Origin of the sequence: Agromyces cavernae (genome assembly GCF_021044935.1) — a bacterium.
Lineage (GTDB): Bacteria > Actinomycetota > Actinomycetes > Actinomycetales > Microbacteriaceae > Agromyces > Agromyces cavernae.
The window spans coordinates 593,498-615,178 of sequence record NZ_JAJNMP010000002.1 but is presented as its reverse complement, the minus strand read 5'-3'; the positions used below and the strand labels follow the sequence as shown (position 1 = coordinate 615,178).

Genomic DNA, 21,681 nt, shown 5'->3' with positions numbered 1-21,681 from the left:
TTCTACAGTAGGACACATGGTCTACCTCGACCACGCCGCCACGACCCCGATGCTTCCCGAAGCCGTCGAGGCGCTCACGGCTGCCCTCGCCGTCGTCGGCAACCCCTCCTCGATCCACAGCGCGGGCCAGCAGGCCAAGCGCCTGCTCGAGGAGTCGCGCGAGCAGATCGCCGCGACGCTCGGCGCCGACGGCATCGAGGTGATCCTCACCGGCAACGGCACCGAGGCCGTGAACCTCGCGATCAAGGGCATCTGGTGGCAGCGGCAGACGCCTGCCCGCCGACGCATCCTCATGCCGGCGGGCGAGCACCACGCCACGCTCGACACCGTCGAGTGGCTCGCGCAGCACGAGGGTGCCGTCATCGACGAGGTCGCGGTCGACGAGGTCGGGCGCGTGCGGCTCGATGCATTCGAGTCGGCGCTCGGCGATGGGTCATCCGTCTCGCTCGTGACCATGCTGTGGGCCAACAACGAGGTCGGCACCATCCAGCCGGTCGAGCAGGTGGCCCGGCTCACCGCTCGCGCGGGCGTTCCCCTGCACGTCGACGCGATCTCGGCGTATGGGCAGCTTCCGATCGATTTCCACGGCCTGCGACGGGTGACGGATGCCCCGGGCGGCGCCGGTCTCGTCGCCCTCAGCGCCTCCGCGCACAAGATCGGCGGCCCCGCCGGCATCGGTGCGCTCGTGCTCGACCGCACCGCGGCCGTCGAGCCGCTCATCCACGGTGGCGGGCAGCAGCGCAAGGTGCGTTCGGGCACGCAGGACGTCGCGGCGGCGGCTTCGTTCGCGGCGGCGGCGCGGGTCGTCGCCGCACGCCTCGACGACGACGCGCCCCGCATGGCCGCGCTGCGCGACCGGCTCATCGCGGGTGCGCTCGACGCGGTGCCGTCGGCTCGGCTGTCGGGCGACCCCGACCCCGCCGGGCGGCTGCCGGGCAACGTGCACTTCTCGTTCCCGGGCTGCGAGGGCGACTCGCTGCTGTTCCTGCTCGACGCTGCCGGCGTCGCCGTGTCGACCGGATCCGCGTGCCAGGCCGGGGTGCCCGAGCCGTCGCACGTGCTCGTGGCCATGGGCCGCACCGAGGCCGACGCGCGCGGGGCCCTGCGAATCACGATCGGGCACACGTCGACCGACGCCGACGTCGACGCGTTCCTCGCGGCGCTCCCCGCCGCGCACGCGCAGGCCGCTCGCGCCGGCCTCGCCGCCCGCGCGACCTCATTCGACCGCTGACACCGGGCACGGGGCATCCGCTCAGGAGGCCTTGCCTACACTGGAGTGGTGAAGGTTCTCGCAGCGATGAGCGGCGGCGTCGACAGCGCCGTCGCTGCCGCGCGCGCCGTCGAGGCCGGCCACGACGTGGTCGGGGTGCACCTGGCGCTCAGCCGCAACGCCGGCACCCTGCGCACCGGCAGCCGCGGCTGCTGCACGATCGAGGACTCGATGGACGCGCAGCGGGCCGCCAACGTGCTCGGCATCCCCTACTACGTGTGGGACTTCTCGGAGCGGTTCAAGGCCGACGTCGTCGACGACTTCATCGCCGAGTACTCGGCGGGCCGCACGCCGAACCCGTGCATGCGCTGCAACGAGCGCATCAAGTTCGCGGCCCTGCTCGAGAAGGCGCTCGCCCTCGGATTCGACGCCGTCGCCACCGGCCACTACGCGAAGATCGTCGAAGACGCCGACGGCCACCGCGAGCTGCACCGGGCGAGTGCCGAGGCGAAAGACCAGAGCTACGTGCTCGGCGTGCTCACGGCCGAGCAGCTCGCCCATGCCTACTTCCCGCTCGGCGACACGCCGTCGAAGGCGCTCGTGCGCGAAGAGGCGGCGCGGCGCGGGCTGAGTGTCGCGCAGAAGCCCGACTCCTACGACATCTGCTTCATCCCCGACGGCGACACCAAGGGCTGGCTCGCCGAGAAGGTCGGCACCGCGGCCGGCGACATCGTCGACCGCGCCGGAGCCGTCGTCGGATCCCACGAGGGGGCGCACGCCTTCACGGTCGGCCAGCGACGCGGGATGCGCCTCGGCACCCCGGCACCCGACGGCAAGCCCCGCTTCGTGCTCGAGGTACGGCCGAAAGAGAACACGGTCGTCGTCGGCCCGAAAGAGGCGCTCGCCGTGGCGCTCATCGCGGGATCGCGGTTCTCGTGGGCCGGCCTGCCGCCCACGGACCCGGCGACGCCGTTCGACTGCGACGTGCAGATCCGCGCGCATGCCGACCCGGTTCCCGCGGTTACGGTGCTCGACGGTGACGAGCTCGTCGTCACCCCAGAGCATCCGCTCGACGGCGTCGCGCCCGGCCAGACCGCCGTCATCTACGTCGGCACGCGCGTGCTCGGGCAGTTCACGATCGACCGCACCGTGAGCGCGGTGCCGGCAGGGGTCTGACCAGATCATGTCCCCCGTTCGGGGGGCGGATCGCGTAGATTCTTCCGTGGTGGCGCCGCATCCCCGGCGTCCTGAATCTGACGAGGAGCCACCATGAACTACCCACGCGAAACCCTCGACCCGAACCGATATCAAGCCGACCCGAACGAAGACCCGGCCGCGCCGTTCCGGAACCTGGATCCTGCGCCCAGGACGAGCCCGACGATGGTCATCGAGCCGCGCGCCGACGACTGGGTCGACCCGGCCCTCTCGATCGCTCCCACGTCCGAGGAGGTCGTCGAACGCCAGCGCGAGCGATTCGGCGGCCTGAAGGTCGGCTCGGCGTTCTTTGGGTGGCTCATCGCGATGGGCGTCGCGGCGATCGTCATCGGGGTCGCCGCCGTCGCGGGCGTCGCGCTCGGGCTCGACGTGATCCAGAGCCCGCGGGCATTGGCGCGCGATATCCCGCTCGACGCCGACACGGTCGGCTGGATCAGCATCGGCGCACTGCTCGCGCTGCTGTTGGGAGCGTTCATGTGCGGCGGCTACGTCGCCGGCCGCATGGCACGCTTCAGCGGCATCGTGCAGGGCCTCGCCGTCTGGGTGTGGGCGCTCGTGATCGCGATCGTCGTCGTGCTCGCCGGCGTCGTGCTGGGCGGACGGTACGACCTCGTCGGCTACCTGGACGCGTTCCCGCGCATCCCCGTGCCCGAAGACCTGTTGATGATCGCGATCATCGTCGCCGCGGTCGTCGCCGTCGCCGTGAGCCTCGGCGGCGCCATCCTGGGCGGCCACACCGGCGTCCGCTACCACCGCAAGGTGGATCGCGTCGGGTTCGAGGCGTAGCCGCACAACCGCGTCGGAGGGGCGAGCCCCCTCCGACGCGGCCGGACGGTCGAGACGAGCGCATCCGTGCCGCCGTCGGTGGTCGCCCTTAGGATGGCGCCTGTGAGCGACATCCCGACCGACTTCGAAACTGCGCGTGCCGAGGCCGAGGCGCTCGCCGAACGCATCGAGCGCTACCGCACCACCTACTACTCCGAGGGCGTGAGCCTCGTGAGCGACGCCGAGTACGACGTCGACTTCCATCGGCTCGAGGCCCTCGAGCGGGCCTTCCCCGAACTCGCCGGCCAAGACAGCCCGACCCAGCAGGTCGGTGCGGCGCTCGTGTCGGTCGGGTTCCCGTCGCACGAGCACGCCGAGCGCATGCTGAGCCTCGACAACGTGTTCACGCTCGACGAGTTCACCGAGTGGGCGACGAAGGCCCAGGCTGCCGCCGGGCGAGCGGTGCGCTGGCTCAGCGAGCTCAAGATCGACGGGCTGGCCATCAGCCTCGCCTACCGCGACGGCGTGCTCGAGACGGCGACGACCCGTGGCGACGGCCGGGTGGGTGAAGACATCACCGAGAACATCGAGTTCATCCCGGCGATCCCTCGGCGGCTCGCGGGCGAGGCGTATCCGCCGTTCTTCGAGGTGCGGGGCGAGGTCTTCCTCCGGCCGGGCGACTTCGAGGCGCTCAACGAGCGACAGCATCGGCTGCAGGCCGAGTTCGCCGCCGAACAGCGAGCGAAGGGCCGTGCCGAAGACGCGATCCCGACGCGCTACCCCGAGTTCGCCAACGCGCGCAATACCGCCGCGGGCAGCCTCCGCCAGCGCCGCGAGAACAAGTCGGCGCAGCAACTCGAACTCATGCGCGATCGGCTCGGCAGGCTCTCGCTGTACCTGCACGGCATCGGCGCGTGGCAGAACCCGCCCGTCTCGAGCCAGTCCGAGATCTACGGGCTCCTCGCCGGCTGGGGCCTGCCGGTGTCTCCGCACTCGCGCGTGTTCGAGACGGTCGACGAGGTCACGGCGTTCATCGCCGATCGCGGCGAGCACCGCCATGACGTCGAACACGAGATCGACGGCATCGTCGTGAAGGTCGACGAGCTCGACCTGCACGACGAGCTCGGCGCGACCAGTCGGGCGCCCCGCTGGGCGATCGCGTACAAATACCCGCCCGAGGAGGTGCACACCAAGCTCCTCGACATCCGCGTCGGCATCGGCCGCACCGGGCGTGCGACGCCCTACGCGGTCATGGCGCCCGTGAAGGTGCAGGGCAGCACCGTCGAGCAGGCGACGCTCCACAATCAAGACGTCGTGAAGTCCAAGGGCGTGCTCATCGGCGACACCGTCGTGCTGCGCAAGGCCGGCGACGTGATCCCCGAGATCCTCGGCGCCGTCGAAGAGCTCCGCGACGGCACCGAGCGCGAGTGGCGCATGCCCGAACTCTGCCCCGAGTGCGGTACGCCGCTGCGACCGATGAAAGAGGGCGACATCGACCTCCGCTGCCCGAACGCGGAATCATGCCCGGCGCAGGTGCGAGGGCGCGTCGAGCACATCGGGTCGCGGGGCGCACTCGATATCGAGGTCCTCGGCGAGGTCACCGCCGCCGCGCTCACGCAGCCGACTGTGCCGTCCACCCCGCCGCTCGTCACCGAGGCGGGCCTCTTCGACCTGACCGTCGATGAGCTCGTGCCGATCGTGGTCGTCGTGCGCGATCCCGAGACCGGTGAGCCACGAGTCGACCAGAAGACCGGCGAACCGGTGCGGCGGGCACCGTTCCAGAAGACCACCCGACCGGCGACCAAGTCCCGGCCCGCCGAGTACGGGCCGTCGGGTGCCGCGACCAAGCTGCTCGAAGAACTCGAGAAGGCGAAGACGAAGCCGCTCTGGCGCATCCTCGTCTCGCTCAACGTCCGCCACGTCGGCCCGGTCGCCGCGCGTGCGCTCGCCGACCACTTCGGCTCGCTCGACGCGATCCGAGCCGCGAGCCGCGAGGAGCTCGCCGAGGTCGAGGGCGTCGGCGGCATCATCGCCGACTCATTGCTCGACTGGTTCGAGGTCGACTGGCACCACGAGATCGTCGAGCGGTGGGCGGCCGCGGGCGTGCAGTTCGCGACGCCGGGTCATCCCGGCCCTGGCCGGGCCGCCGACGCGAGCGGCGTACTCGCCGGGCTCACGGTCGTCGCGACCGGCAGCCTCGACGGCTTCACGCGCGAGGGCGCGCAAGAGGCGATCATCGCGGCAGGCGGCAAGGCGGCCTCGAGCGTGTCGAAGAAGACCGACTTCGTCGCGGCGGGCCCGGGCGCCGGTTCCAAGCTCGCCAAGGCCGAAGAACTCGGCATCCGGGTGCTCGACGCCGCGCAGTTCGCGGTGCTCGTCACCGCGGGGCCGGCGGCGCTCGACGGGTGACGCCGCCGGTCGTCGACCCCGGCCGTACCGCCGGGTGCGCGAGCGGCCGGCACGCGGCATCCGCTGCCTCGACCCACCCCGATAGAATCGGTTGATCCCCACCACGAGACGACGGAGCAGCATGTCCGAAATCAGTGCGGAGCAGGTCGCGCACCTCGCGAACCTCGCACGCATCGCGCTCACCGACGAAGAGATCGGGCACTTGACGACCGAGCTCGCCCAGATCATGCACGCGGTCGAGAAGGTGAGCGAGGTGGCCACGCCAGACGTGCCGCCGACCAGCCACCCGATCCCCATGCAGAACGTGTACCGCGACGACGTGGTCGGCGCCACCGTGCTGAGCGTCGACGAGGCGCTCGCGGGTGCCCCCGAGTCCGACGGCTCGCGGTTCGTGGTCTCGGCGATCCTGGGAGAAGAGCAGTGAGCGACGACCTGATCCGCCTGTCCGCCGCCGATCTCGGCGCCAAGCTCGCCGCGGGCGAGGTCTCGTCGGTCGAGGCGACCCGTGCGCACCTCGACCGCATCGCCGCCGTCGACGGCGCCGTGCACGCGTTCCTGCACGTCGCGGGCGAGCACGCGCTCGAGACCGCCGCCGCCGTCGACGCGAAGCGCGCCGCCGGTGACGAGCTCGGTCCGCTCGCGGGCGTGCCGATCGCGGTGAAAGACGTGCTCGTCACCAAGGGCATGCCCTCGACGTCGGGCTCGCGCATCCTCGAGGGGTGGATCCCGCCCTACGACGCGACCCCGGTCACGAAGATCCGCGAGGCGGGTCTCGTGCCCCTCGGCAAGACCAACATGGACGAGTTCGCCATGGGCTCGTCGACCGAGCACTCCGCCTACGGCCCGACGCACAACCCGTGGGACCTCGAGCGCATCCCGGGCGGCTCGGGCGGCGGCTCGGCTGCATCGGTCGCGGCGTTCGAGGCGCCGCTCGCGCTCGGCAGCGACACCGGCGGGTCCATCCGCCAGCCTGCGCACGTCACCGGCACCGTCGGCGTCAAGCCCACGTACGGCGCGGTCAGCCGCTACGGCTCGATCGCCCTGGCCTCATCGCTCGACCAGATCGGCCCGGTCACCCGCACGGTGCTCGACGCCGCGCTGCTGCACGACGTCATCGCCGGGCACGACCCGCTCGACTCGACCTCGATCCCCGAGACCTGGCCGTCGATGGCCGAGGCCGTCAGGCGATCGGATGTCTCGGGCCTTCGCATCGGCGTCATCAAGGAGCTCGACGGCGAGGGATTCCAGGCTGGTGTCCGTCAGCGGTTCCACGAGTCGCTCGACCTGCTCGCGAAGCAGGGTGCCGAGATCGTCGAGGTCTCGGCCCCGCACTTCGAGTACTCGATCGCGGCGTACTACCTGATCCTGCCCGCCGAGGCGTCGTCGAATCTCGCGAAGTTCGACTCGGTGCGGTTCGGCCTTCGTGTCACGCCCGACGGAGGCGGCACGGTCGAGCAGGTCATGGCGGCCACGCGCGAGGCCGGCTTCGGGCCTGAAGTGAAGCGTCGCATCATCCTCGGCACCTACGCGCTCTCGGCCGGCTACTACGACGCCTACTACGGCAGCGCCCAGAAGGTGCGCACGCTCGTGCAGCGCGACTTCGACGCCGCCTTCGAGCAGGTCGACGTGCTCGCCTCGCCGACCGCGCCGACCACGGCGTTCAGGTTCGGCGAGAAGCTCGCCGACCCGCTGTCGATGTACCTCAACGACATCGCGACGATCCCCGCGAACCTCGCCGGCGTTCCCGGCATCTCGGTGCCGGCGGGCCTGGCGCCCGAAGACGGCCTGCCCGTGGGCATCCAGTTCCTCGCGCCCGCGCGTCAGGACGCTCGTCTCTACAACGTCGGCGGCGCGCTCGAGCAGTTGCTCGAGGCCGAATGGGGCGGCCCGCTGCTCGGCAGCGCACCCGACCTCTCGACCCATGAGCTCACCGCGACCGAGGAAGGCGCACTCTGATGGCCCGCGCTGAACTGATGGACTACGACAAGGCGCTCGAGCTCTTCGAGCCCGTGATCGGCCTCGAGGTGCACGTCGAGTTGAACACGACGACCAAGATGTTCTCGCCGGCTCCGAATCCGGCGAACTCGGCGTATCACGGTGCCGAGCCGAACACCCTGGTGTCGCCGGTGTGCCTCGGCCTGCCCGGCTCGCTGCCGGTGGTCAACGGCGATGCGGTTCGTTCGTCGATCTCGCTCGGCCTCGCACTCGGCTGCTCGATCGCACCGTCGAGCCGCTTCGCGCGCAAGAACTACTTCTACCCCGACCTCGCGAAGAACTACCAGATCTCGCAGTACGACGAACCGATCGCCTTCGAGGGCTCGGTCGAGGTCGAGCTCGCCAACGGACGCGTGTTCGACGTGCCGATCGAGCGCGCGCACATGGAAGAAGATGCGGGCAAGCTCACGCACGTCGGCGGTTCGACCGGTCGTATCCAGGGTGCCGAGTACTCGCTGGTCGACTACAACCGTGCCGGCGTGCCGCTCGTCGAGATCGTGACGAAGCCGATCTTCGGAGCCGAGGCCGACGCGCCCGAACTCGCGAAGGCCTATGTGTCGACCATCCGCGACATCGCGCTCTCGCTCGGCATCTCCGAGGCTCGCATGGAGCGCGGCAACCTGCGCTGCGACGCGAACGTGTCGCTGCGCCCGCGCGGGGCCGAGCAGCTCGGCATCCGCACCGAGACGAAGAACGTCAACTCGTTCCGCTCGATCGAGCGGGCGGTGCGCTACGAGATCCAGCGGCAGGCGGCGATCCTCGCGAAGGGCGGCTCGATCACGCAAGAGACGCGGCACTGGCACGAAGACACGGGCACCACGAGCCCGGGCCGGCCGAAGTCCGACGCCGACGACTACCGCTACTTCCCCGAGCCCGACCTGCTGCCGGTCGTGCCGTCGGCCGAGCTGATCGATAAGCTGCGGGCGGCGCTTCCCGAGGCCCCGGCCGCGCATCGGCGCCGACTGAAGGCCCAGTGGGGCTTCACCGATCTCGAATTCCAGGATGTCGCGAACTCGGGTCTGCTCGTCGAGCTCGAAGAGACCGTGAAGGCAGGCGCGACGCCCGCCGCCGCGCGCAAGTGGTGGACGGGCGAGATCGCCCGCCTCGCGAACGCCGCGGGCGTGGATGCCGCGAGCCTCGTCGCTCCCGTGCACGTCGCCGAGCTCGCGCAGCTCGTCGACTCCGGCAGCCTCACCGACCGGCTCGCCCGGCAGGTGCTCGAGGGCGTCGTCGCGGGCGAGGGATCGCCGCAGCAGATCGTCGACATACGCGGACTCGCGGTCGTCTCCGACGACGGTGCACTCATCGCGGCGATCGACGAGGCGCTCGCGTCGCAACCCGACGTGCTCGCGAAGATCCGCGACGGCAAGGTGCAGGCCGCCGGAGCGGTCATCGGTGCGGTCATGAAGGCGATGCACGGCAAGGCCGATGCGGCGCGCGTGCGCGAGCTCGTGCTCGAGCGTGCCTCCGCTCCCGTCGAGTAGCGGGCGCGTTCTGTTTGGTGTCGGGGCGCGATCCGGTGAGGTAGTGGCGTCGTTCGGCGCTTCGCGACCGACTCACAGCGGGCTTGATGCTCGCGGTCATAGATTGAACGTCCCCTGAACGATTGGCGAGGACATCATGGGCTTCTTGGATCGACTCTTCGGCGGCGGCGACTCGCGCGATCAGCGCCCCGCGCCGCCGGTTCCCCAGGCTCGGCAGCTGAGCGACGACGAACTCGCGGTCGAGCGCTATCGGTATCTGCTGCGCACGGCACCGCCCGAGTCGATCGAGGCGGTGCACACCGAGGCGTTCGCGAAGCTCACTCCCGAGCAGCGTCAGGCCGTGTACCGCTCGCTCGCCGAACAGATGCCCGCCGGGGAGCGGCTCGTCTCCGACGAGCCGAGCGCGCTCGCGCGTGCGGCGACGCGGGCCGAACTGCGTTCGCCCGGCAGCATGGAGCGCGCCTTCAACGGAGCGAACACCCAGGGCGGCCGCGCGCAGGGCGGGCCGTCGATGGGGCAGATGATCGGCAGTTCGATGCTCGGCACCATCGCCGGTGTCGTGATCGGGTCGGCGATCGCGCAGGCATTCCTGCCCGACCCCGCGGCGTTCGAGGCGGGTGGCGAGCCGAGCGGCGACGCCGGCTCGGGTGATGCCGGTGCCGCCGATGCGGGCGCCGCGGACGCCTCGGGTGGCGACGGCGGCTGGGGCGATTTCGGCGGTGGTGGCGACTTCGGAGGCGGCGACTTCGGTGGCGGAGGAGACTTCGGCGGCTTCTGATCACCCGGCCACATCGCCGCGGCGGCACGTCAGCCGTGACGGTGGCAACCGCTAGGGTCGCAGCATGAGCAAGCAGGACGGCTCGTCGCGCCAGGTCACCACCGGCCCGGTCGACGATTCGGCGACCCCGATCCTGCATGTCGACATGGACGCGTTCTTCGTGTCGGTCGAGTTGCTGAAGCGGCCCGACCTGCGCGGCAAGCCGGTGCTCGTCGGCGGCACCGCCGGGCGTGGCGTGGTCGCTGCGGCGAGCTACGAGGCGCGTCGGTACGGCGTGAACTCGGCGATGCCGATGTCGGTCGCCTTGCAGCGATGCCCGAACGCCGTCGTGCTGCACGGCGATTACGCGAGCTATTCGAAGTACTCGAAGCGCGTCATGGCGGTCTTCGAAGAGATCACACCGCTCGTCGAGCCGCTCTCGATCGACGAGGCCTTCCTCGATGTCTCGGGGGCACGCCGGCTGCACGGCAGCCCTGCCGAGATCGCTTGGACGATCCGCAGGCGCGTCTTCGAAGAGACCGGTCTCACGTGCTCGATCGGCGTCGCGGCGACCAAGTACGTCGCCAAGGTCGCATCGAGTCGAGCGAAGCCCGACGGCATGCTGGTCGTGCCAGCAGCCGAAACCATCGAGTTCCTGCACCCGCTTCCGGTGGCGGCGCTCTGGGGCGTGGGCCGGGTGACCGAAGAATCGCTCGCACGGTTCGGGCTTCGCACCGTCGGCGACGTCGCGAACATGCCGCCCGCCGCGCTCGAGCGCGCAGTGGGGCCCGCGCTCGCGGCGAAACTCGGCAGCCTCGCGAACGGCATCGACCCGCGCCACGTGCACACCACGCGCACCGAGAAGAGCATCGGCCACGAGACGACGTTCAGCCACGACCTCACCGATCCGCGCGACCTGCGCCGCGAACTGCTGCGCCTCTCCGACAACGTCGCGGTGCGACTGCGCAAGGCGGGCATGGTCGGTCGCACCGTCGTGCTGAAACTTCGCTACGGCGATTTCCGCACGGTCACCCGGTCGCGCACGCTCGCCGAGCCGACCGACGTCGCCCGACGCATCTACGACGAGGTCTCCGATGCGCTCGGCGAACTCATCGGCGATGGTGAGCGGGTGCGCCTCATCGGGGTGCGTGCCGAGCACCTCCGGGTGTCGACGAGCGGGGCGATGCTCTGGGATCCCGATGAAGACTGGCGCGACGCAGAGCGCACCATCGACGAGGTCGCCGCGAAGTTCGGCCGGGGTGCGATCACGCCGGCCACGCTCGTGCGTCGTGGCGGTGACCGACGTGCCCATCGGCCGCGCCCGAGCACCGGCGACGATGACGCAGCCGAGGCCGCCGCCGGGTGGGGGTGGTAACCCGCGAGCACGGCGGGTAGCGTTGCCCGCATGGCTGATCTCGTTCTCGAACTCGCCCAGACCGTCGCCGGCGTCGGCGTCAAGACTTCATACGGGGAGCCGGTCGACATCGACGGCACCAAGGTCGTGCCCGTCGCGCTCGGCTACTACGGGTTCGGAGGTGGCAGCGGCACCGGAGACGGTGTCGGCAGCAAAGAGATCCACGGGCAGGGCAGCGGCAGTGGTGGTGGCGGTGGCGGCGTTTCCATTCCCCTCGGCGCATATGTGGGGCGCGGTGGCGACGTCCGGTTCGAGCCGAACCTCATCGGGCTGCTGCTCGTAGCGACCCCGCTCGTGTGGGTCACGGGCAAGGCGCTGCGCTGGGTCATCCGAGCGCTCAAGCGCTGACGAAGGCCGTTCGGCCGCAGGGTCCCGCCGCCGCCGACGCAGCGGCGTATACTCGACGCTGAACACGGGAGTCCGGTGAGCCGGGCTGAGAGGAAGGTTCTCAACCTTCGACCGTCGAACCTGATCTGGGTAATGCCAGCGCAGGGAGGCCAGCAACTTCTCATATTCCCGTGCCTCTTTCCACGAGTAGAAAGGGCACGACACGTGCACGCAACCACTTCCGCATCCGGTTCCGCCACGACGAATGGAGCGCCGCGCCTGCGCTGGCGCGTCGTCGACATCGTCGTCGCGAGCGTCATCGGCGTCGCCGTCGGCGTGGTCTTCTGGGCTTGGGGCGTCGCCTGGGGGCCGATCTCCGCGCCGATCGAGGCCGTGCTTCCGGGACTGCAGGCCGCGCCGGCAGCGGTCTGGCTCATCGCCGGGGTGCTCGGCGGGCTCATCATCCGCAAGCCCGGCGCTGCGCTGTACACCGAACTCGTCGCCGCGGTCGTCTCTGCGCTCATCGGCAGCCAATGGGGTGGCCTGCTGACCATCGAGGCCGGTCTCGTACAGGGTCTCGGCGCCGAACTCGTCTTCGCGCTCTTCCTGTACCGCTACTGGCGGTTCCCGGTCGCGTTGCTGGCAGGCGCCGCGGCGGGCCTCGGCATGGCCATCAACGACCTGATCCTCTGGTACGCAGGCGCGGCGCCGGCGTTCGCCACGATCTACACGGTGTCGGCGGTCATCGGCGGTGCGCTCATCGCGGGTGGCCTGTCGTGGCTCGCGGTTCGCGGTCTCGCGCGTGCCGGCGCCCTCGGCCGATTCGCGGCCGGGCGCGAGTTGCAGGCGGTCTGACATGACGGGCGGCGCGATCGCCGCCTCCGCACCCGCTTCGATCGAGGCACGGGGCTGGGGGTGGCGGCACGGCGGCAGGCGTGTGCCCGCCGTCTCCGGCCTCGACCTGCGCGTCGCGCCGGGCGAGCGGGTGCTCCTGCTCGGCGCGTCGGGCGCGGGCAAGTCGACCCTGCTGCACGGGCTCGCGGGCGTACTCGGTGGCGATGACGAGGGTGAGTCGCTGGGCGAACTCACCATCGACGGACGTCCGGCATCGGCCGCTCGGGGTCGTTCGGGTCTCGTGCTGCAGGATCCCGACTCGCAGATCGTCATGGCCCGACTCGGCGACGACGTCGCATTCGGCCTCGAGAACCTCGGCGTTCCTGCCGACGAGATCTGGGGCCGCGTCGGCGCTGCGCTCGACGCCGTGGGGCTGCGCCTGCCGCTCGAGCACTCGACGGCGGCACTCTCGGGCGGGCAGCGTCAACGTCTCGCGCTCGCGGGCGTGCTCGCGATGCGCCCCGGGCTCATCCTGCTCGACGAGCCGACCGCGAACCTCGACCCCGACGGGGTGCACGAGGTGCGCGACGCGGTGGCGCGGGTCGCCGACGAGACCGGGGCGACGCTCGTCGTCATCGAGCACCGCGTGTCGGTGTGGATGCCGGTCGTCGACCGGGTGGTCGTGCTCGGCCACGGCGGGGTGATCGCCGACGGCAGCCCCGATGACGTGCTGGTCGGGCAGGCGGCGTCGCTTCGGGCGGCGGGCGTGTGGTTGCCATCGGATGTCCCATGGCGAGCCCACCCCTCGACGGCGCGAGGTGTCGAGCCGCTCATGACCGCGCATCGGCTCGACGTGGCCCGCGTGCCCGGAACCCCGGTGCAGCGCGGCATCGACCTGCGCATCGATTCGGGACGAGTCACCGCCGTCACGGGGCCGAACGGCGCCGGCAAATCGACCCTCGCCCTCACGATGGCAGGGCTGCTGCGTCCCGACGGGGGCCGGCTCGAGCCCGGGGCGGCGATGGCGGGTGCGCGTGGAAACGAGCCCTGGCGGTGGCGCTCCCGAGACCTGCTCACCCGCATCGGCACCGTGTTCCAGCATCCCGAGCACCAATTCCTCATGGGCTCGGTGCTCGCCGAGCTCGAGGTCGGGCCGCGCGCGCTCAAGATGCCGCCGCGCGAGCGCCGCGAGCGCATCGAACCGCTGCTGACCGCACTGCGACTCGAAGCGCTCACGTCGGCGAATCCGTTCACGCTCTCGGGGGGAGAGAAGCGACGCCTCTCGGTGGCCACGGTGCTCGCGACGCGCCCGCGCATGCTCGTCCTCGACGAACCCACGTTCGGGCAGGACGCGAACACGTGGCGCGAGCTCGCGCGGCTCATCACCGACCTGCGCGACGACGGCGTCGGCGTGATCGCCGTGACGCACGATGAGACCTTCATCGACGCGGTCGCCGACACTCGATTCGAACTGAGCGTCGACGGCGACGCCGCGATGTCCGATGCCGGGGGCCGCGGCCGCTCGAACGCCGGGGGAGTGTCGGAATGAGCATCGCCACCGTGCGCCCCGACCTGCCCCTCGCGGGGATCAACCCCGTCGCGAAGGTCGCGGCGACGATACCGCTCTCGATCGGTCTCGTGCTCACCCTCGACCCGGTCTCGGCGGGCGTCGCGATCGTCTGCGAGCTCATCGTGTTCACCGCGGTGGGGCTGGGCCCGCTGCTGTGGTCGCCGCGAACCCTGCCCGTCTGGATCGCCGCGCCGCTCACCGGCATCAGCATGGTGCTCTACGGCGCTCCGTCGGGCACGACGTACTGGCAGTTCGGCCTGATCGAGGTCAGCGACGGCTCGATCGCGATCGGGCTCGCGACGATGACCCGGGTGATCGCGATCGCCCTTCCCGCGGTCGTGCTGTTCCTCACGATCGATCCCACGGACTTCGCCGACGGCCTCGCGCAGACGCTCGGGCTCCCCGCGCGATTCGTGCTCGGAGCCCTCGCTGCACTGCGGCTCGTGGGGTCGTCGATCGACGACTGGCGCACGCTCGCGCTCGCCCGTCGGGCGCGCGGTGTCGCCGACAAGGGCGTCATCCGCCGCAGCCTCGGCCAGGCCTTCGCCCTGCTCGTGCTCGCCATCCGCCGCGGCGGCACCCTCGCCACCGCGATGGAGTCCCGCGGATTCGGAGCGCCCGGACCACGAACCTGGGCCCGGGAGGCGACGTTCGGCGCACCCGAGTGGCGGGTCATCGCGGTCGGATGCCTCGTCGCCGTCGTGTCGGTGTCCGCGGCGATCCTCACCGGGGCCTGGAACCTTGTCTGGTCGTGACGGAGTCGCGACGCCGGCGGTCGCGGCGATCGTCAGCGCCGTGCGAGGACGCCGAACACCGATCGTGCTCATCGACGGGCCGAGCGGTGCCGGCAAGTCGACCCTCGCCGACGCGCTCGTCGAGGCTTGGCCCGGCACGGCGCCGACCCTCGTGCGCCTCGACGACGTCTACCCGGGGTGGTCGGGGCTCGATGCAGCGGGCGAGCACCTCGCACGCACGCTCGTGCCACCGCTCCTGCGTGGCGGTGTCGGCCGTTGGCGGCGATGGGACTGGGCGGCCGGTCGACCCGGAGCGGTCGAGATGAGCCGGCCCGGCAACGCCCTCGTCATCGAAGGGTGCGGCGCCTTCACCGCGGGGCGCGCGGCATCGCGCGCCGTGCGGGTGTGGGTCGAGGCATCCGATCGCGTTCGAAGGCAGCGCGCGCTCGACCGCGACGAGGGGCGGTTCGACCCCTACTGGGAGATGTGGGACGCGCAGTGGCGTCGCCATGTTCGCCGCACGGCTCCCGCGCCGGGCGTCGCCGTCCGGCTGCGCACAGTCGGTGCCTGACTGCCGCGCGGCGCTGCGCCCCGGGACGTCCGTCGCGTCGCTCGCGTGTTCCTGCCGTCAGCGAGCCGGGAGGACTACGGTAGTGACATGAGTGGAGATACGTCAGGCGCCCAGTACGTCGCAGAGTTCATCGACGGCCCGCTCGAGGGGGAGTTCGAGCACCGCATCCTCATCTCCGGCAAGCCGGAGTCGCGGGTCGGCATGGTCGCCGCGGTCGACGGGCTGGAGTCGCTCTTCTGGTACGACGCGGTCGACGAGCACCACGTCAATGGGCAGCTCCGCGTGCGGTTCCGATTCGACGCGGGCGATTCCGATCCCGTCGAGTTCGACGAGGACAACAACGACTGACGCCGCCGACTCGTGCGCCGGGCGCCCATCGCGCCGCGCACATCGCGTGCGCCGCCGAGGGTGCGCCCGAGACAGTGCGCCTGCGAGTGCGACCCGCGCGACGATCGGGCCTCAGCTCGACTGGTCGGCGATGAAGGCGCTGATGAGTGCGACGGGGTTCGCGAGGCGCCACAGCGGGCCCGGGTCGCCGATTCCGCTCGAGAGCTCGAGTTCCGAGGTGAGGTCACCGTCGGCAGTCGAAACCGCGACGCTGCCGACCACCCGCCCGGCCGGCGCCGTGATGAACCGCTCCACCGTGACCGATGCCTCCCCGGGATCGCTGCCCCACGCGGCATCCGTTCGATCTGCGGTCGCGATCAGCTCGGCGGAGTCGCCCCACGCCGACTCGACTCGGCCGTAGCTCGTGCCGGCCGTGATGACGCTGATCGGCTGCGCCGCCGCCGACACAGATTCCTTCGTCTGCACGACGGCGGCGTCGAGGGTGTCGTAGTCGGGGATGAGCGTCATCGCGCCGATGACGCGGCGCGGCTCTTCGCCCTCGCCGCCGGTCACGGTCGTCGCGTAGATGAAGCTGACGCCCGCTTGGTCGGTGTAGCTGCGAGCGATCGCGCGGATGCCCTCGTCGCCGAGCCGGTCGACGACGTCGGGCACGTCGCGCGCGCCGAGCGTGGCGGAATCGGGAGTCTCGTAGATCTCGGCGAGTTCGGGGTCGGCGAGCACGAGCGCAGCGAGGCGGGTGAGCTCTTCGGCGGTGCCGACGTTGTCACCCGAGAGGCCGGTCGCGTCGGCGACGCGCGTTGCGGTGAACCCCTGCTGGGCGAGCCAGTCGTTCGCGGCCGTGACGCAGGCATCGACGCTGCCGAACGCCCAGCGGGCGAGCGTGTCGGCGTGGTTGTTGCTCGAGGCCAGCAGCACGGCGCGCACCACATCGCGCTCGGACCAGGTGTCGCCGGGGGAGACCTGCAGGGTGCGCGAGCCCTCGCCCTCGTAGCGGAGGTAGTCGGTGTAGTCGGCCGGCCCGATGCGCACTCCCGGTCCGTCGCCATCGGCGGGAAGCGGCAGCGACTCGAGCGTCGCGAGCACGGTGACGAGCTTCACGGCGCCGCCGATCGGCACCGCTTCGGTGTCGCCCGCGACTGCGAGCGCCTCCGCCTCACCCTCGTCGGACACGAGGGCGAGCGCACTCGCGCCGGTCTCGGGCAGCACGATGGGCGCGGCGGCGCCCGCATCGGATGACCCACCCGAGACTGTCGCGAGGTGCACCGAGGGCTCGGGAAGCGGGCCGAGGAGCATCGCGGGCCCGTAGACCCCGACCGCGAGGATCGCGACTGCCCCGAGGGTGATGCCGACGACGCGGCCGGGGCTGAACTTCATGGATTCAGGGTAACCCGGTCGGGCTCAGGCCCAGCCCAGCTCGTGCAGCCGGTCGTCGTCGATGCCGTAGAAATGCGCGATCTCGTGGACGAGGGTCACGTGGATCTCATCGCGGAGTTCGTCTTCGTCGTCGCACATGGCGAGCAGCGGTTCGCGGAACAGGATGATCCGGTCGGGCATCTCGCCGAAGCCGTACCGGTCGCGTTCGGTGAGCGCCCACCCCTCGTAGAGGCCGAGTGTGTCGAGCGAGCCGTCTTCCGGACGATCCTCGACGACGAAGACGAGGTTCTCGAGGCCCTCGACCATGTCGTCGGGCAACTTGTCGAGCTCATCGATGACCAGGGCTTCGAAGGCTTCGGCATCGAGTTCCACGAGTCGCCCCTGTCGGCTGTCAACATTGCGTTGTTCTGCAGATGTGCGAAACGCGGGCCCGGGTGGACCCGCGTTCTGCGGTATTGGGTATCTTACGGGGTTCGAACCCGCGAGCATCTCCGGATGCTGTACCGCAACCAGGCGCTCTTGGGGTGAGTAACGGGGCTTGAACCCGCGACCTCCTGGACCACAACCAGGCGCTCTACCGACTGAGCTATACCCACCATGTGCCCACCGCCGAAGCGATATGGCAACTAGAAGAGACTACTACACCTTGGGGGCGAACTCGTCCACGACCGACGCTGCGAGGGTCTGCAGCTCCTGGCTCGACGGCCCGGGGTCGGCGACGAACACCGCGCGCCGGTAGTAGTGCAGCTCCCTGATCGACTCGAGGATGTCGGCGAGCGCCCGGTGCCCGCCGTTCTTCGCGGGGGCGTTGAAATATGCGCGGGGGTACCAGCGCTTCGCGAGCTCCTTGATCGACGAGACGTCGACGTTGCGGTAGTGCAGGTGCGCGTCGAGGCGCGGCATGTACTTCGTGAGGAATGCGCGGTCGGTGCCGATGGAGTTGCCCGCGAGGGGCGCCTTCTGCTCGGCGGGGACGTGCTTCAGCACGTACTCGAGCACCTGGTACTCGGCATCGGCGACACTCACCCCGTTGGGGATCTCTTCGAGGAGGCCCGACTCGGTGTGCATCGCCCGCACGAACTCGCCCATCGACTCGAGCGCGCTCGCATCGGGCTTGATGACGATGCTGAGCCCCGCGTCGACGGGGGTCAGGTCGTAGTCGGTGATGACGACCGCGATCTCGACGAGTTCGTCGACCTCGAGGTCGAGTCCGGTCATCTCGCAGTCGATCCAGACCAGTCGGTCACTCGAGGAAGCCATGCGGCGAGTCTAGCGGGGCGTGCCGACACGAGGCGCCGAGCCGATGCGGGTGGAGTCCCCCCGGAGAGATTCGAACTCCCGACCAAGTGGGTAGAAACCACCTGCTCTGTCCACTGAGCTACGGGGGGTGAGGATGGACCGTGCTTCAGACAGCATAGCCACCGAGTGGTGATCGGCCGTGCTCGCCGAGAGGGCTCAGCCTTCTGTGGGCATGCCCACATCGTCGGTGCGCGTGCGCCGACGCGATCTTCTGCTGCCGTCTCTGATGGCGAGGGCGATGAGCGGGAACAGCAGCACCGAGAGCATTCCCGCACCGACGAGTGCGGCGGCGGTTCCGCTGTCGAGCTCGTCGCGGCTGACGCCGATGGCCGTGACCGCGACGATGATCGGCAGTCCGGTCGACCCGAAGAGGGCGGTCGCGACACGGTCGCGAGGAGTCGCCTCGGGCGGCGTGGCGAGGAGTGACGGGAGTCCGCGCACGACGAGCAGCAGCACCAGGAACAACGGCAGCATCGCGATCGTGCGACCGTCGGCGAACAGCGCCGCGAGGTCGAACTCCACGCCGGTGTTGATGAAGAACACCGGCACCAGGAAGCCGTAGCCGACCGCTTCGAGCTTCGATTCGACGGCTTCGGCGTCGGCTTTCGGTGCGCCGGTCATCAGCAGGCGATAGATCACCCCCGCGGTGAATGCACCGAGGAGCATGTCCAGATCGAGCAGCATGCTGAGGGCGACGAGTGCGAGCAGCACGAACAACACGAGCCGCACCGCGAACTGTCCGCTGGTGTGGAGTGTGGTCGTGATGGCGTGGTGCAGGCGCTCGCCCAGACCCCTCGCTGCGAACCAGATCGCGATGCCTGCGAGGAGTGCGAAGAGCAGCAGCACGAGGGCCGCGACGAGCGGCGAGCGTCCGCTCAGGAAGAGCGAGATCGCCAGGAGCGGCCCGAATTCGCCGACAGCGCCGAGCGCGATCACCGAGATGCCGAACGGAGTCTTGAGGTCACCCGAGTCGCGCAGCACCGGCAGGATCGTGCCGAGCGCGGTCGAGGTGAGCGCGATGCCGATGAACGCGGCCGACGGGAGGTCGACGGCGATGAGTGCGGCGATGCCGAAGCCCGCGGCGAGCGAGATGATCCAGCCGATCGCCGCCCTGCTGATCGGGCGGCCACGGATCGCGCGGAAGTCGATCTCGTTGCCCGCGAGGAAGAACAGCATCGCCAGGCCGAACTCCGACAGGAGGTCGAGGAAGGCGTCGGGCACCACCCAGCCGAGCACGGCGGGACCGAGCAGCAGCCCGAGCACGATCTCGAACACGACGAGCGGTATCGCCAACCATCGCCCGATCCCGCGAACGAGCAGCGGCGCCACTGCGGCGATCGCCGGCACGAGCACCATCGTGCTGAGCGAGACTTCCATGGGTCCCTCCCGACGGGGCGCGACCGCACCCCAGTCGCGATGTTAGTGGGAGTCGAGTCGCCGTGCGGGCCGACGACGCCACGGCGAGGCGCGTTTCCTGCGCGAAACACGCCGACGGTATCGTCGGGGCATGCGAGACGTCCAGGCGCGAATCATCGCCGAACTCCATGTCACCCCAGCCATCGATCCGGCCGAGCAGGTGCGTGCACGGGTCGACTTCCTCAAGGCCTACCTTCGCGCAACCGGCGCGAAGGGCCTCGTGCTGGGAATCAGCGGCGGGCAGGATTCCTCGCTCGCCGGACGTCTCTGCCGGCTCGCCGTCGAAGAGGTCCTCTCCGAGGGAGGTGCGGCGACCTTCGTCGCGGTGCGGCTTCCCTACGGGGTGCAGCATGATGAGGGCGACGCGCAGATCGCCCTCGACTTCATCGATCCGCAGGAGACGGTCCTCTTCAACGTCAAGGGCGGCGTCGACGGGCTCTCGGCGGACTTCGCCGAAGCGATGGATGTCCCGATCAGCGACTTCGGCAAGGGCAATGTCAAGGCGCGCATGCGGATGGTCGCCCAGTACGCGCTCGCGGGCGAGCGGGGGCTGCTCGTGGTCGGCACCGACCACGCCGCCGAGGCCGTCACGGGATTCTTCACGAAGTTCGGTGATGGGGGAGCAGACGTCCTGCCCTTGAGCGGTCTCACGAAGCGGCAGGGCCGCTCACTGCTCGAACACCTCGGCGCGCCCGACCGGCTCTTCCTCAAGGTGCCGACCGCGGACCTGCTCGACGGCGACCCGGGTCAGTCCGACGAAGCCAATCTCGGACTGCGGTATCGCGACATCGACGCGTTCCTCGAGGGTGAGGACATCGATCCCGAGATCGCCGAGAAGATCGAGGCCCGGTTCCAGCAGACGCGACACAAGCGCACCGTGCCCGTCTCGATGTTCGACGATTGGTGGCGCTGACTCAGCGGTTGGGAACGTCGGTGGGCACCGTCTGGGTCGGCCCGGTCGCCGCATCGGCCGTGCTCTCACGGAGCGGGACCGTCTCGCTGTAGCGCTCGTGGTGCTGTGCTGCGACCCACGCGTCCTGCTGGTCGACGGTCTCGAGTTCGGGCTGCTCGATTCGCTGCGTGCGCCAGCGTTCGAGGTCGTTCTGGAACTGCTTACGCGTGCGCCCCGGGTGCCGCTGCCACTCGAGCAGACGGTCGCGGAACTCGACGACCGCGGGATCGAGTTGGTAGCCGAACGTCGCGGATGCCCGCTTGAGCTCGTGCAACTGGTGCGCCGCCCAGTTCGCCGCGACGTCGGAGCCGCGGATCGGCAGCAGCCGCACCTGGATGTCGGCCTGCCCGACGACCCGGTCGGCGAGCACCTGTTCCTGCGGAGTGAGCGAGTTCCACACCGATGCCTCGGTCGCGGCGTCGATGAGGGCGGCGATCGCCGCCGTCTTCGCCTCGCGGTCGCGTTGGGCGACGACGCGCTTGATCGAGCCACTCGAGATCCATGCGGCGAGCAGGCCCGCGGCGAGCACCGCGACGAACAGGAGGGCGGCCGTGAAGACCGCCGGCTGGGCGTCGCTCGACGTGATCCATGAGATGAAGTCGTTCCACCACTGCATGGCCGCAGGCTATCGCCCGGTCGGTGTGGCCCTGAGGCGCGGCCACGGCGCGCCCGGAATTCACCGCACGCAGGACTGGCCGTCGTCAGCGGAAGAGTTCGGCGGCCTCGCGTGGCGACCAGAACTCGCCGAGCTCGATCGAACGGATGCCGCCATGCAGCGCGCGCCGAGCCCGGTACCGCACGTGGTCGTCACGGCCCTGTCGCTCGATGTGGCCGACGATCGCGCCGCTCGTTCGCGCGACCCGCCACAGGTCGGGCGCCGCAGGCGAGATCGTGAGGCCGCGTACGACGACGGGATAGGGTTCGCGGGTTCGTGTGAGAACTGCCGTGCTCATGTCGCTCCTCTCATCGTGCAGCCGGCCCTGCGGTGTGCCTGCGACGATACGCGG

At 70.4% G+C, this 21,681-nt stretch carries 22 protein-coding genes, 2 tRNA genes and 1 riboswitch; of the genes, 16 read left to right on the top strand and 8 right to left on the bottom strand.

The genetic code is table 11. From position 1 onward, the window contains the following. The first annotated feature begins 16 nt into the window (after positions 1-16). From LQ757_RS08990 to LQ757_RS08920, 15 genes are all read left to right on the top strand, one after another. The gene (locus LQ757_RS08990) at positions 17-1,231 is read left to right on the top strand and encodes a cysteine desulfurase family protein (protein ID WP_231046873.1); all 1,215 of its coding nucleotides are present in this window, start codon (positions 17-19) and stop codon (positions 1,229-1,231) included. 48 nt (positions 1,232-1,279) lie between these two features. Further along, entirely contained in the window at positions 1,280-2,386 is a 1,107-nt protein-coding gene (gene mnmA, locus LQ757_RS08985) for a tRNA 2-thiouridine(34) synthase MnmA (protein ID WP_231046872.1), read from the top strand. 93 nt (positions 2,387-2,479) lie between these two features. Then, positions 2,480-3,211 carry a hypothetical protein gene (locus LQ757_RS08980; RefSeq protein WP_231046871.1) on the top strand — a complete coding sequence of 244 codons (732 nt, stop codon included), beginning with the start codon at positions 2,480-2,482 and terminating at the stop codon, positions 3,209-3,211. Positions 3,212-3,304: 93 nt separating this feature from the next. After that, entirely contained in the window at positions 3,305-5,599 is a 2,295-nt protein-coding gene (ligA, locus tag LQ757_RS08975; protein ID WP_231047331.1) for an NAD-dependent DNA ligase LigA, read from the top strand. A 121-nt stretch (positions 5,600-5,720) separates the two neighbouring features. Beyond that, positions 5,721-6,023 carry an Asp-tRNA(Asn)/Glu-tRNA(Gln) amidotransferase subunit GatC gene (gene gatC, locus LQ757_RS08970; RefSeq protein ID WP_231046870.1) on the top strand — a complete coding sequence of 101 codons (303 nt, stop codon included), beginning with the start codon at positions 5,721-5,723 and terminating at the stop codon, positions 6,021-6,023. Then, positions 6,020-7,555 carry an Asp-tRNA(Asn)/Glu-tRNA(Gln) amidotransferase subunit GatA gene (gene gatA, locus LQ757_RS08965; RefSeq protein ID WP_231046869.1) on the top strand — a complete coding sequence of 512 codons (1,536 nt, stop codon included), beginning with the start codon at positions 6,020-6,022 and terminating at the stop codon, positions 7,553-7,555. The genes gatC and gatA overlap by 4 nt, the downstream gene beginning before the upstream one ends. Continuing rightward, complete coding sequence (gatB, locus tag LQ757_RS08960) at positions 7,555-9,078, top strand: Asp-tRNA(Asn)/Glu-tRNA(Gln) amidotransferase subunit GatB (RefSeq protein WP_231046868.1); 1,524 nt, start codon at positions 7,555-7,557, stop codon at positions 9,076-9,078. Before gatA ends, gatB begins: the two co-directional genes overlap by 1 nt. Before the next feature lie 136 nt (positions 9,079-9,214). After that, positions 9,215-9,856: a hypothetical protein gene (locus LQ757_RS08955; RefSeq protein ID WP_231046867.1), complete on the top strand. Its 642-nt coding sequence runs from the start codon at positions 9,215-9,217 to the stop codon at positions 9,854-9,856. A 64-nt stretch (positions 9,857-9,920) separates the two neighbouring features. Then, entirely contained in the window at positions 9,921-11,210 is a 1,290-nt protein-coding gene (locus LQ757_RS08950) for a DNA polymerase IV (RefSeq protein WP_231046866.1), read from the top strand. 30 nt (positions 11,211-11,240) lie between these two features. After that, positions 11,241-11,597, top strand: a complete 357-nt coding sequence (locus LQ757_RS08945) for a hypothetical protein (protein WP_231046865.1) — start codon at positions 11,241-11,243, stop codon at positions 11,595-11,597. 54 nt (positions 11,598-11,651) lie between these two features. After that, positions 11,652-11,761: riboswitch (TPP riboswitch) on the top strand. 40 nt (positions 11,762-11,801) lie between these two features. After that, positions 11,802-12,431, top strand: coding sequence for an ECF transporter S component (locus tag LQ757_RS08940; RefSeq protein WP_231046864.1), 630 nt, complete (start codon positions 11,802-11,804; stop codon positions 12,429-12,431). A gap of 1 nt (position 12,432) precedes the next feature. Further along, a complete protein-coding gene (locus tag LQ757_RS08935) occupies positions 12,433-13,959 on the top strand; it encodes an ABC transporter ATP-binding protein (protein ID WP_231046863.1) in 1,527 nt (508 codons plus the stop codon). Next, positions 13,956-14,735 (top strand): energy-coupling factor transporter transmembrane component T family protein, encoded by a 780-nt coding sequence (locus LQ757_RS08930; RefSeq protein WP_231046862.1) that lies wholly within the window; start codon positions 13,956-13,958, stop codon positions 14,733-14,735. The genes LQ757_RS08935 and LQ757_RS08930 overlap by 4 nt, the downstream gene beginning before the upstream one ends. After that, positions 14,722-15,285 carry a nucleoside/nucleotide kinase family protein gene (locus LQ757_RS08925; RefSeq protein WP_231046861.1) on the top strand — a complete coding sequence of 188 codons (564 nt, stop codon included), beginning with the start codon at positions 14,722-14,724 and terminating at the stop codon, positions 15,283-15,285. The genes LQ757_RS08930 and LQ757_RS08925 overlap by 14 nt, the downstream gene beginning before the upstream one ends. Before the next feature lie 87 nt (positions 15,286-15,372). Beyond that, positions 15,373-15,633: a hypothetical protein gene (locus tag LQ757_RS08920; RefSeq protein ID WP_231046860.1), complete on the top strand. Its 261-nt coding sequence runs from the start codon at positions 15,373-15,375 to the stop codon at positions 15,631-15,633. 111 nt (positions 15,634-15,744) lie between these two features. Here LQ757_RS08920 and LQ757_RS08915 read toward each other — a convergent pair whose 3' ends face one another. The 6 genes from LQ757_RS08915 to LQ757_RS08890 all read right to left on the bottom strand — a co-directional run bounded on the left by LQ757_RS08915 (position 15,745) and on the right by LQ757_RS08890 (position 19,683). After that, positions 15,745-17,007, bottom strand: coding sequence for a D-alanyl-D-alanine carboxypeptidase family protein (locus tag LQ757_RS08915; RefSeq protein WP_231046859.1), 1,263 nt, complete (start codon positions 17,005-17,007; stop codon positions 15,745-15,747). A gap of 24 nt (positions 17,008-17,031) precedes the next feature. Further along, positions 17,032-17,379 carry a metallopeptidase family protein gene (locus tag LQ757_RS08910; protein ID WP_231046858.1) on the bottom strand — a complete coding sequence of 116 codons (348 nt, stop codon included), beginning with the start codon at positions 17,377-17,379 and terminating at the stop codon, positions 17,032-17,034. A gap of 148 nt (positions 17,380-17,527) precedes the next feature. Continuing rightward, a tRNA-His gene (locus LQ757_RS08905) sits at positions 17,528-17,603 on the bottom strand. Between the two features lie 43 nt (positions 17,604-17,646). Beyond that, a complete protein-coding gene (gene orn / locus LQ757_RS08900) occupies positions 17,647-18,267 on the bottom strand; it encodes an oligoribonuclease (protein WP_231046857.1) in 621 nt (206 codons plus the stop codon). 55 nt (positions 18,268-18,322) lie between these two features. Further along, a tRNA-Arg gene (locus LQ757_RS08895) sits at positions 18,323-18,395 on the bottom strand. A 67-nt stretch (positions 18,396-18,462) separates the two neighbouring features. Further along, on the bottom strand, positions 18,463-19,683 hold the full coding sequence (locus tag LQ757_RS08890; protein ID WP_231046856.1) for a cation:proton antiporter: 1,221 nt from the start codon (positions 19,681-19,683) through the stop codon (positions 18,463-18,465). Between the two features lie 130 nt (positions 19,684-19,813). Here LQ757_RS08890 and nadE point away from each other — a divergent pair, with 130 nt between their 5' ends. Next, positions 19,814-20,635 carry an NAD(+) synthase gene (gene nadE, locus LQ757_RS08885; RefSeq protein WP_231046855.1) on the top strand — a complete coding sequence of 274 codons (822 nt, stop codon included), beginning with the start codon at positions 19,814-19,816 and terminating at the stop codon, positions 20,633-20,635. A 1-nt stretch (position 20,636) separates the two neighbouring features. Here the strand turns inward: nadE and LQ757_RS08880 are convergent, their stop codons facing one another. Both LQ757_RS08880 and LQ757_RS08875 read right to left on the bottom strand, forming a co-directional pair. Further along, a complete protein-coding gene (locus tag LQ757_RS08880; protein ID WP_231046854.1) occupies positions 20,637-21,290 on the bottom strand; it encodes a hypothetical protein in 654 nt (217 codons plus the stop codon). 85 nt (positions 21,291-21,375) lie between these two features. Continuing rightward, positions 21,376-21,627 (bottom strand): hypothetical protein, encoded by a 252-nt coding sequence (locus tag LQ757_RS08875; RefSeq protein ID WP_231046853.1) that lies wholly within the window; start codon positions 21,625-21,627, stop codon positions 21,376-21,378. Between the last annotated feature and the right edge of the window lie 54 nt (positions 21,628-21,681).

Coding starts and splice junctions, on each gene's coding strand:
- LQ757_RS08990 (WP_231046873.1), top strand. CDS start 17: ATGGTCTACCTCGACCACGCCGCCACGACCCCGATGCTTCCCGAAGCC.
- LQ757_RS08980 (WP_231046871.1), top strand. CDS start 2,480: ATGAACTACCCACGCGAAACCCTCGACCCGAACCGATATCAAGCCGAC.
- ligA (WP_231047331.1), top strand. CDS start 3,305: ATGGCGCCTGTGAGCGACATCCCGACCGACTTCGAAACTGCGCGTGCC.
- gatC (WP_231046870.1), top strand. CDS start 5,721: ATGTCCGAAATCAGTGCGGAGCAGGTCGCGCACCTCGCGAACCTCGCA.
- gatB (WP_231046868.1), top strand. CDS start 7,555: ATGGCCCGCGCTGAACTGATGGACTACGACAAGGCGCTCGAGCTCTTC.
- LQ757_RS08955 (WP_231046867.1), top strand. CDS start 9,215: ATGGGCTTCTTGGATCGACTCTTCGGCGGCGGCGACTCGCGCGATCAG.
- LQ757_RS08950 (WP_231046866.1), top strand. CDS start 9,921: ATGAGCAAGCAGGACGGCTCGTCGCGCCAGGTCACCACCGGCCCGGTC.
- LQ757_RS08945 (WP_231046865.1), top strand. CDS start 11,241: ATGGCTGATCTCGTTCTCGAACTCGCCCAGACCGTCGCCGGCGTCGGC.
- LQ757_RS08935 (WP_231046863.1), top strand. CDS start 12,433: ATGACGGGCGGCGCGATCGCCGCCTCCGCACCCGCTTCGATCGAGGCA.
- LQ757_RS08930 (WP_231046862.1), top strand. CDS start 13,956: ATGAGCATCGCCACCGTGCGCCCCGACCTGCCCCTCGCGGGGATCAAC.
- LQ757_RS08920 (WP_231046860.1), top strand. CDS start 15,373: ATGAGTGGAGATACGTCAGGCGCCCAGTACGTCGCAGAGTTCATCGAC.
- LQ757_RS08915 (WP_231046859.1), bottom strand. CDS start 17,007: ATGAAGTTCAGCCCCGGCCGCGTCGTCGGCATCACCCTCGGGGCAGTC.
- orn (WP_231046857.1), bottom strand. CDS start 18,267: ATGGCTTCCTCGAGTGACCGACTGGTCTGGATCGACTGCGAGATGACC.
- LQ757_RS08890 (WP_231046856.1), bottom strand. CDS start 19,683: ATGGAAGTCTCGCTCAGCACGATGGTGCTCGTGCCGGCGATCGCCGCA.
- nadE (WP_231046855.1), top strand. CDS start 19,814: ATGCGAGACGTCCAGGCGCGAATCATCGCCGAACTCCATGTCACCCCA.
- LQ757_RS08880 (WP_231046854.1), bottom strand. CDS start 21,290: ATGCAGTGGTGGAACGACTTCATCTCATGGATCACGTCGAGCGACGCC.
- LQ757_RS08875 (WP_231046853.1), bottom strand. CDS start 21,627: ATGAGCACGGCAGTTCTCACACGAACCCGCGAACCCTATCCCGTCGTC.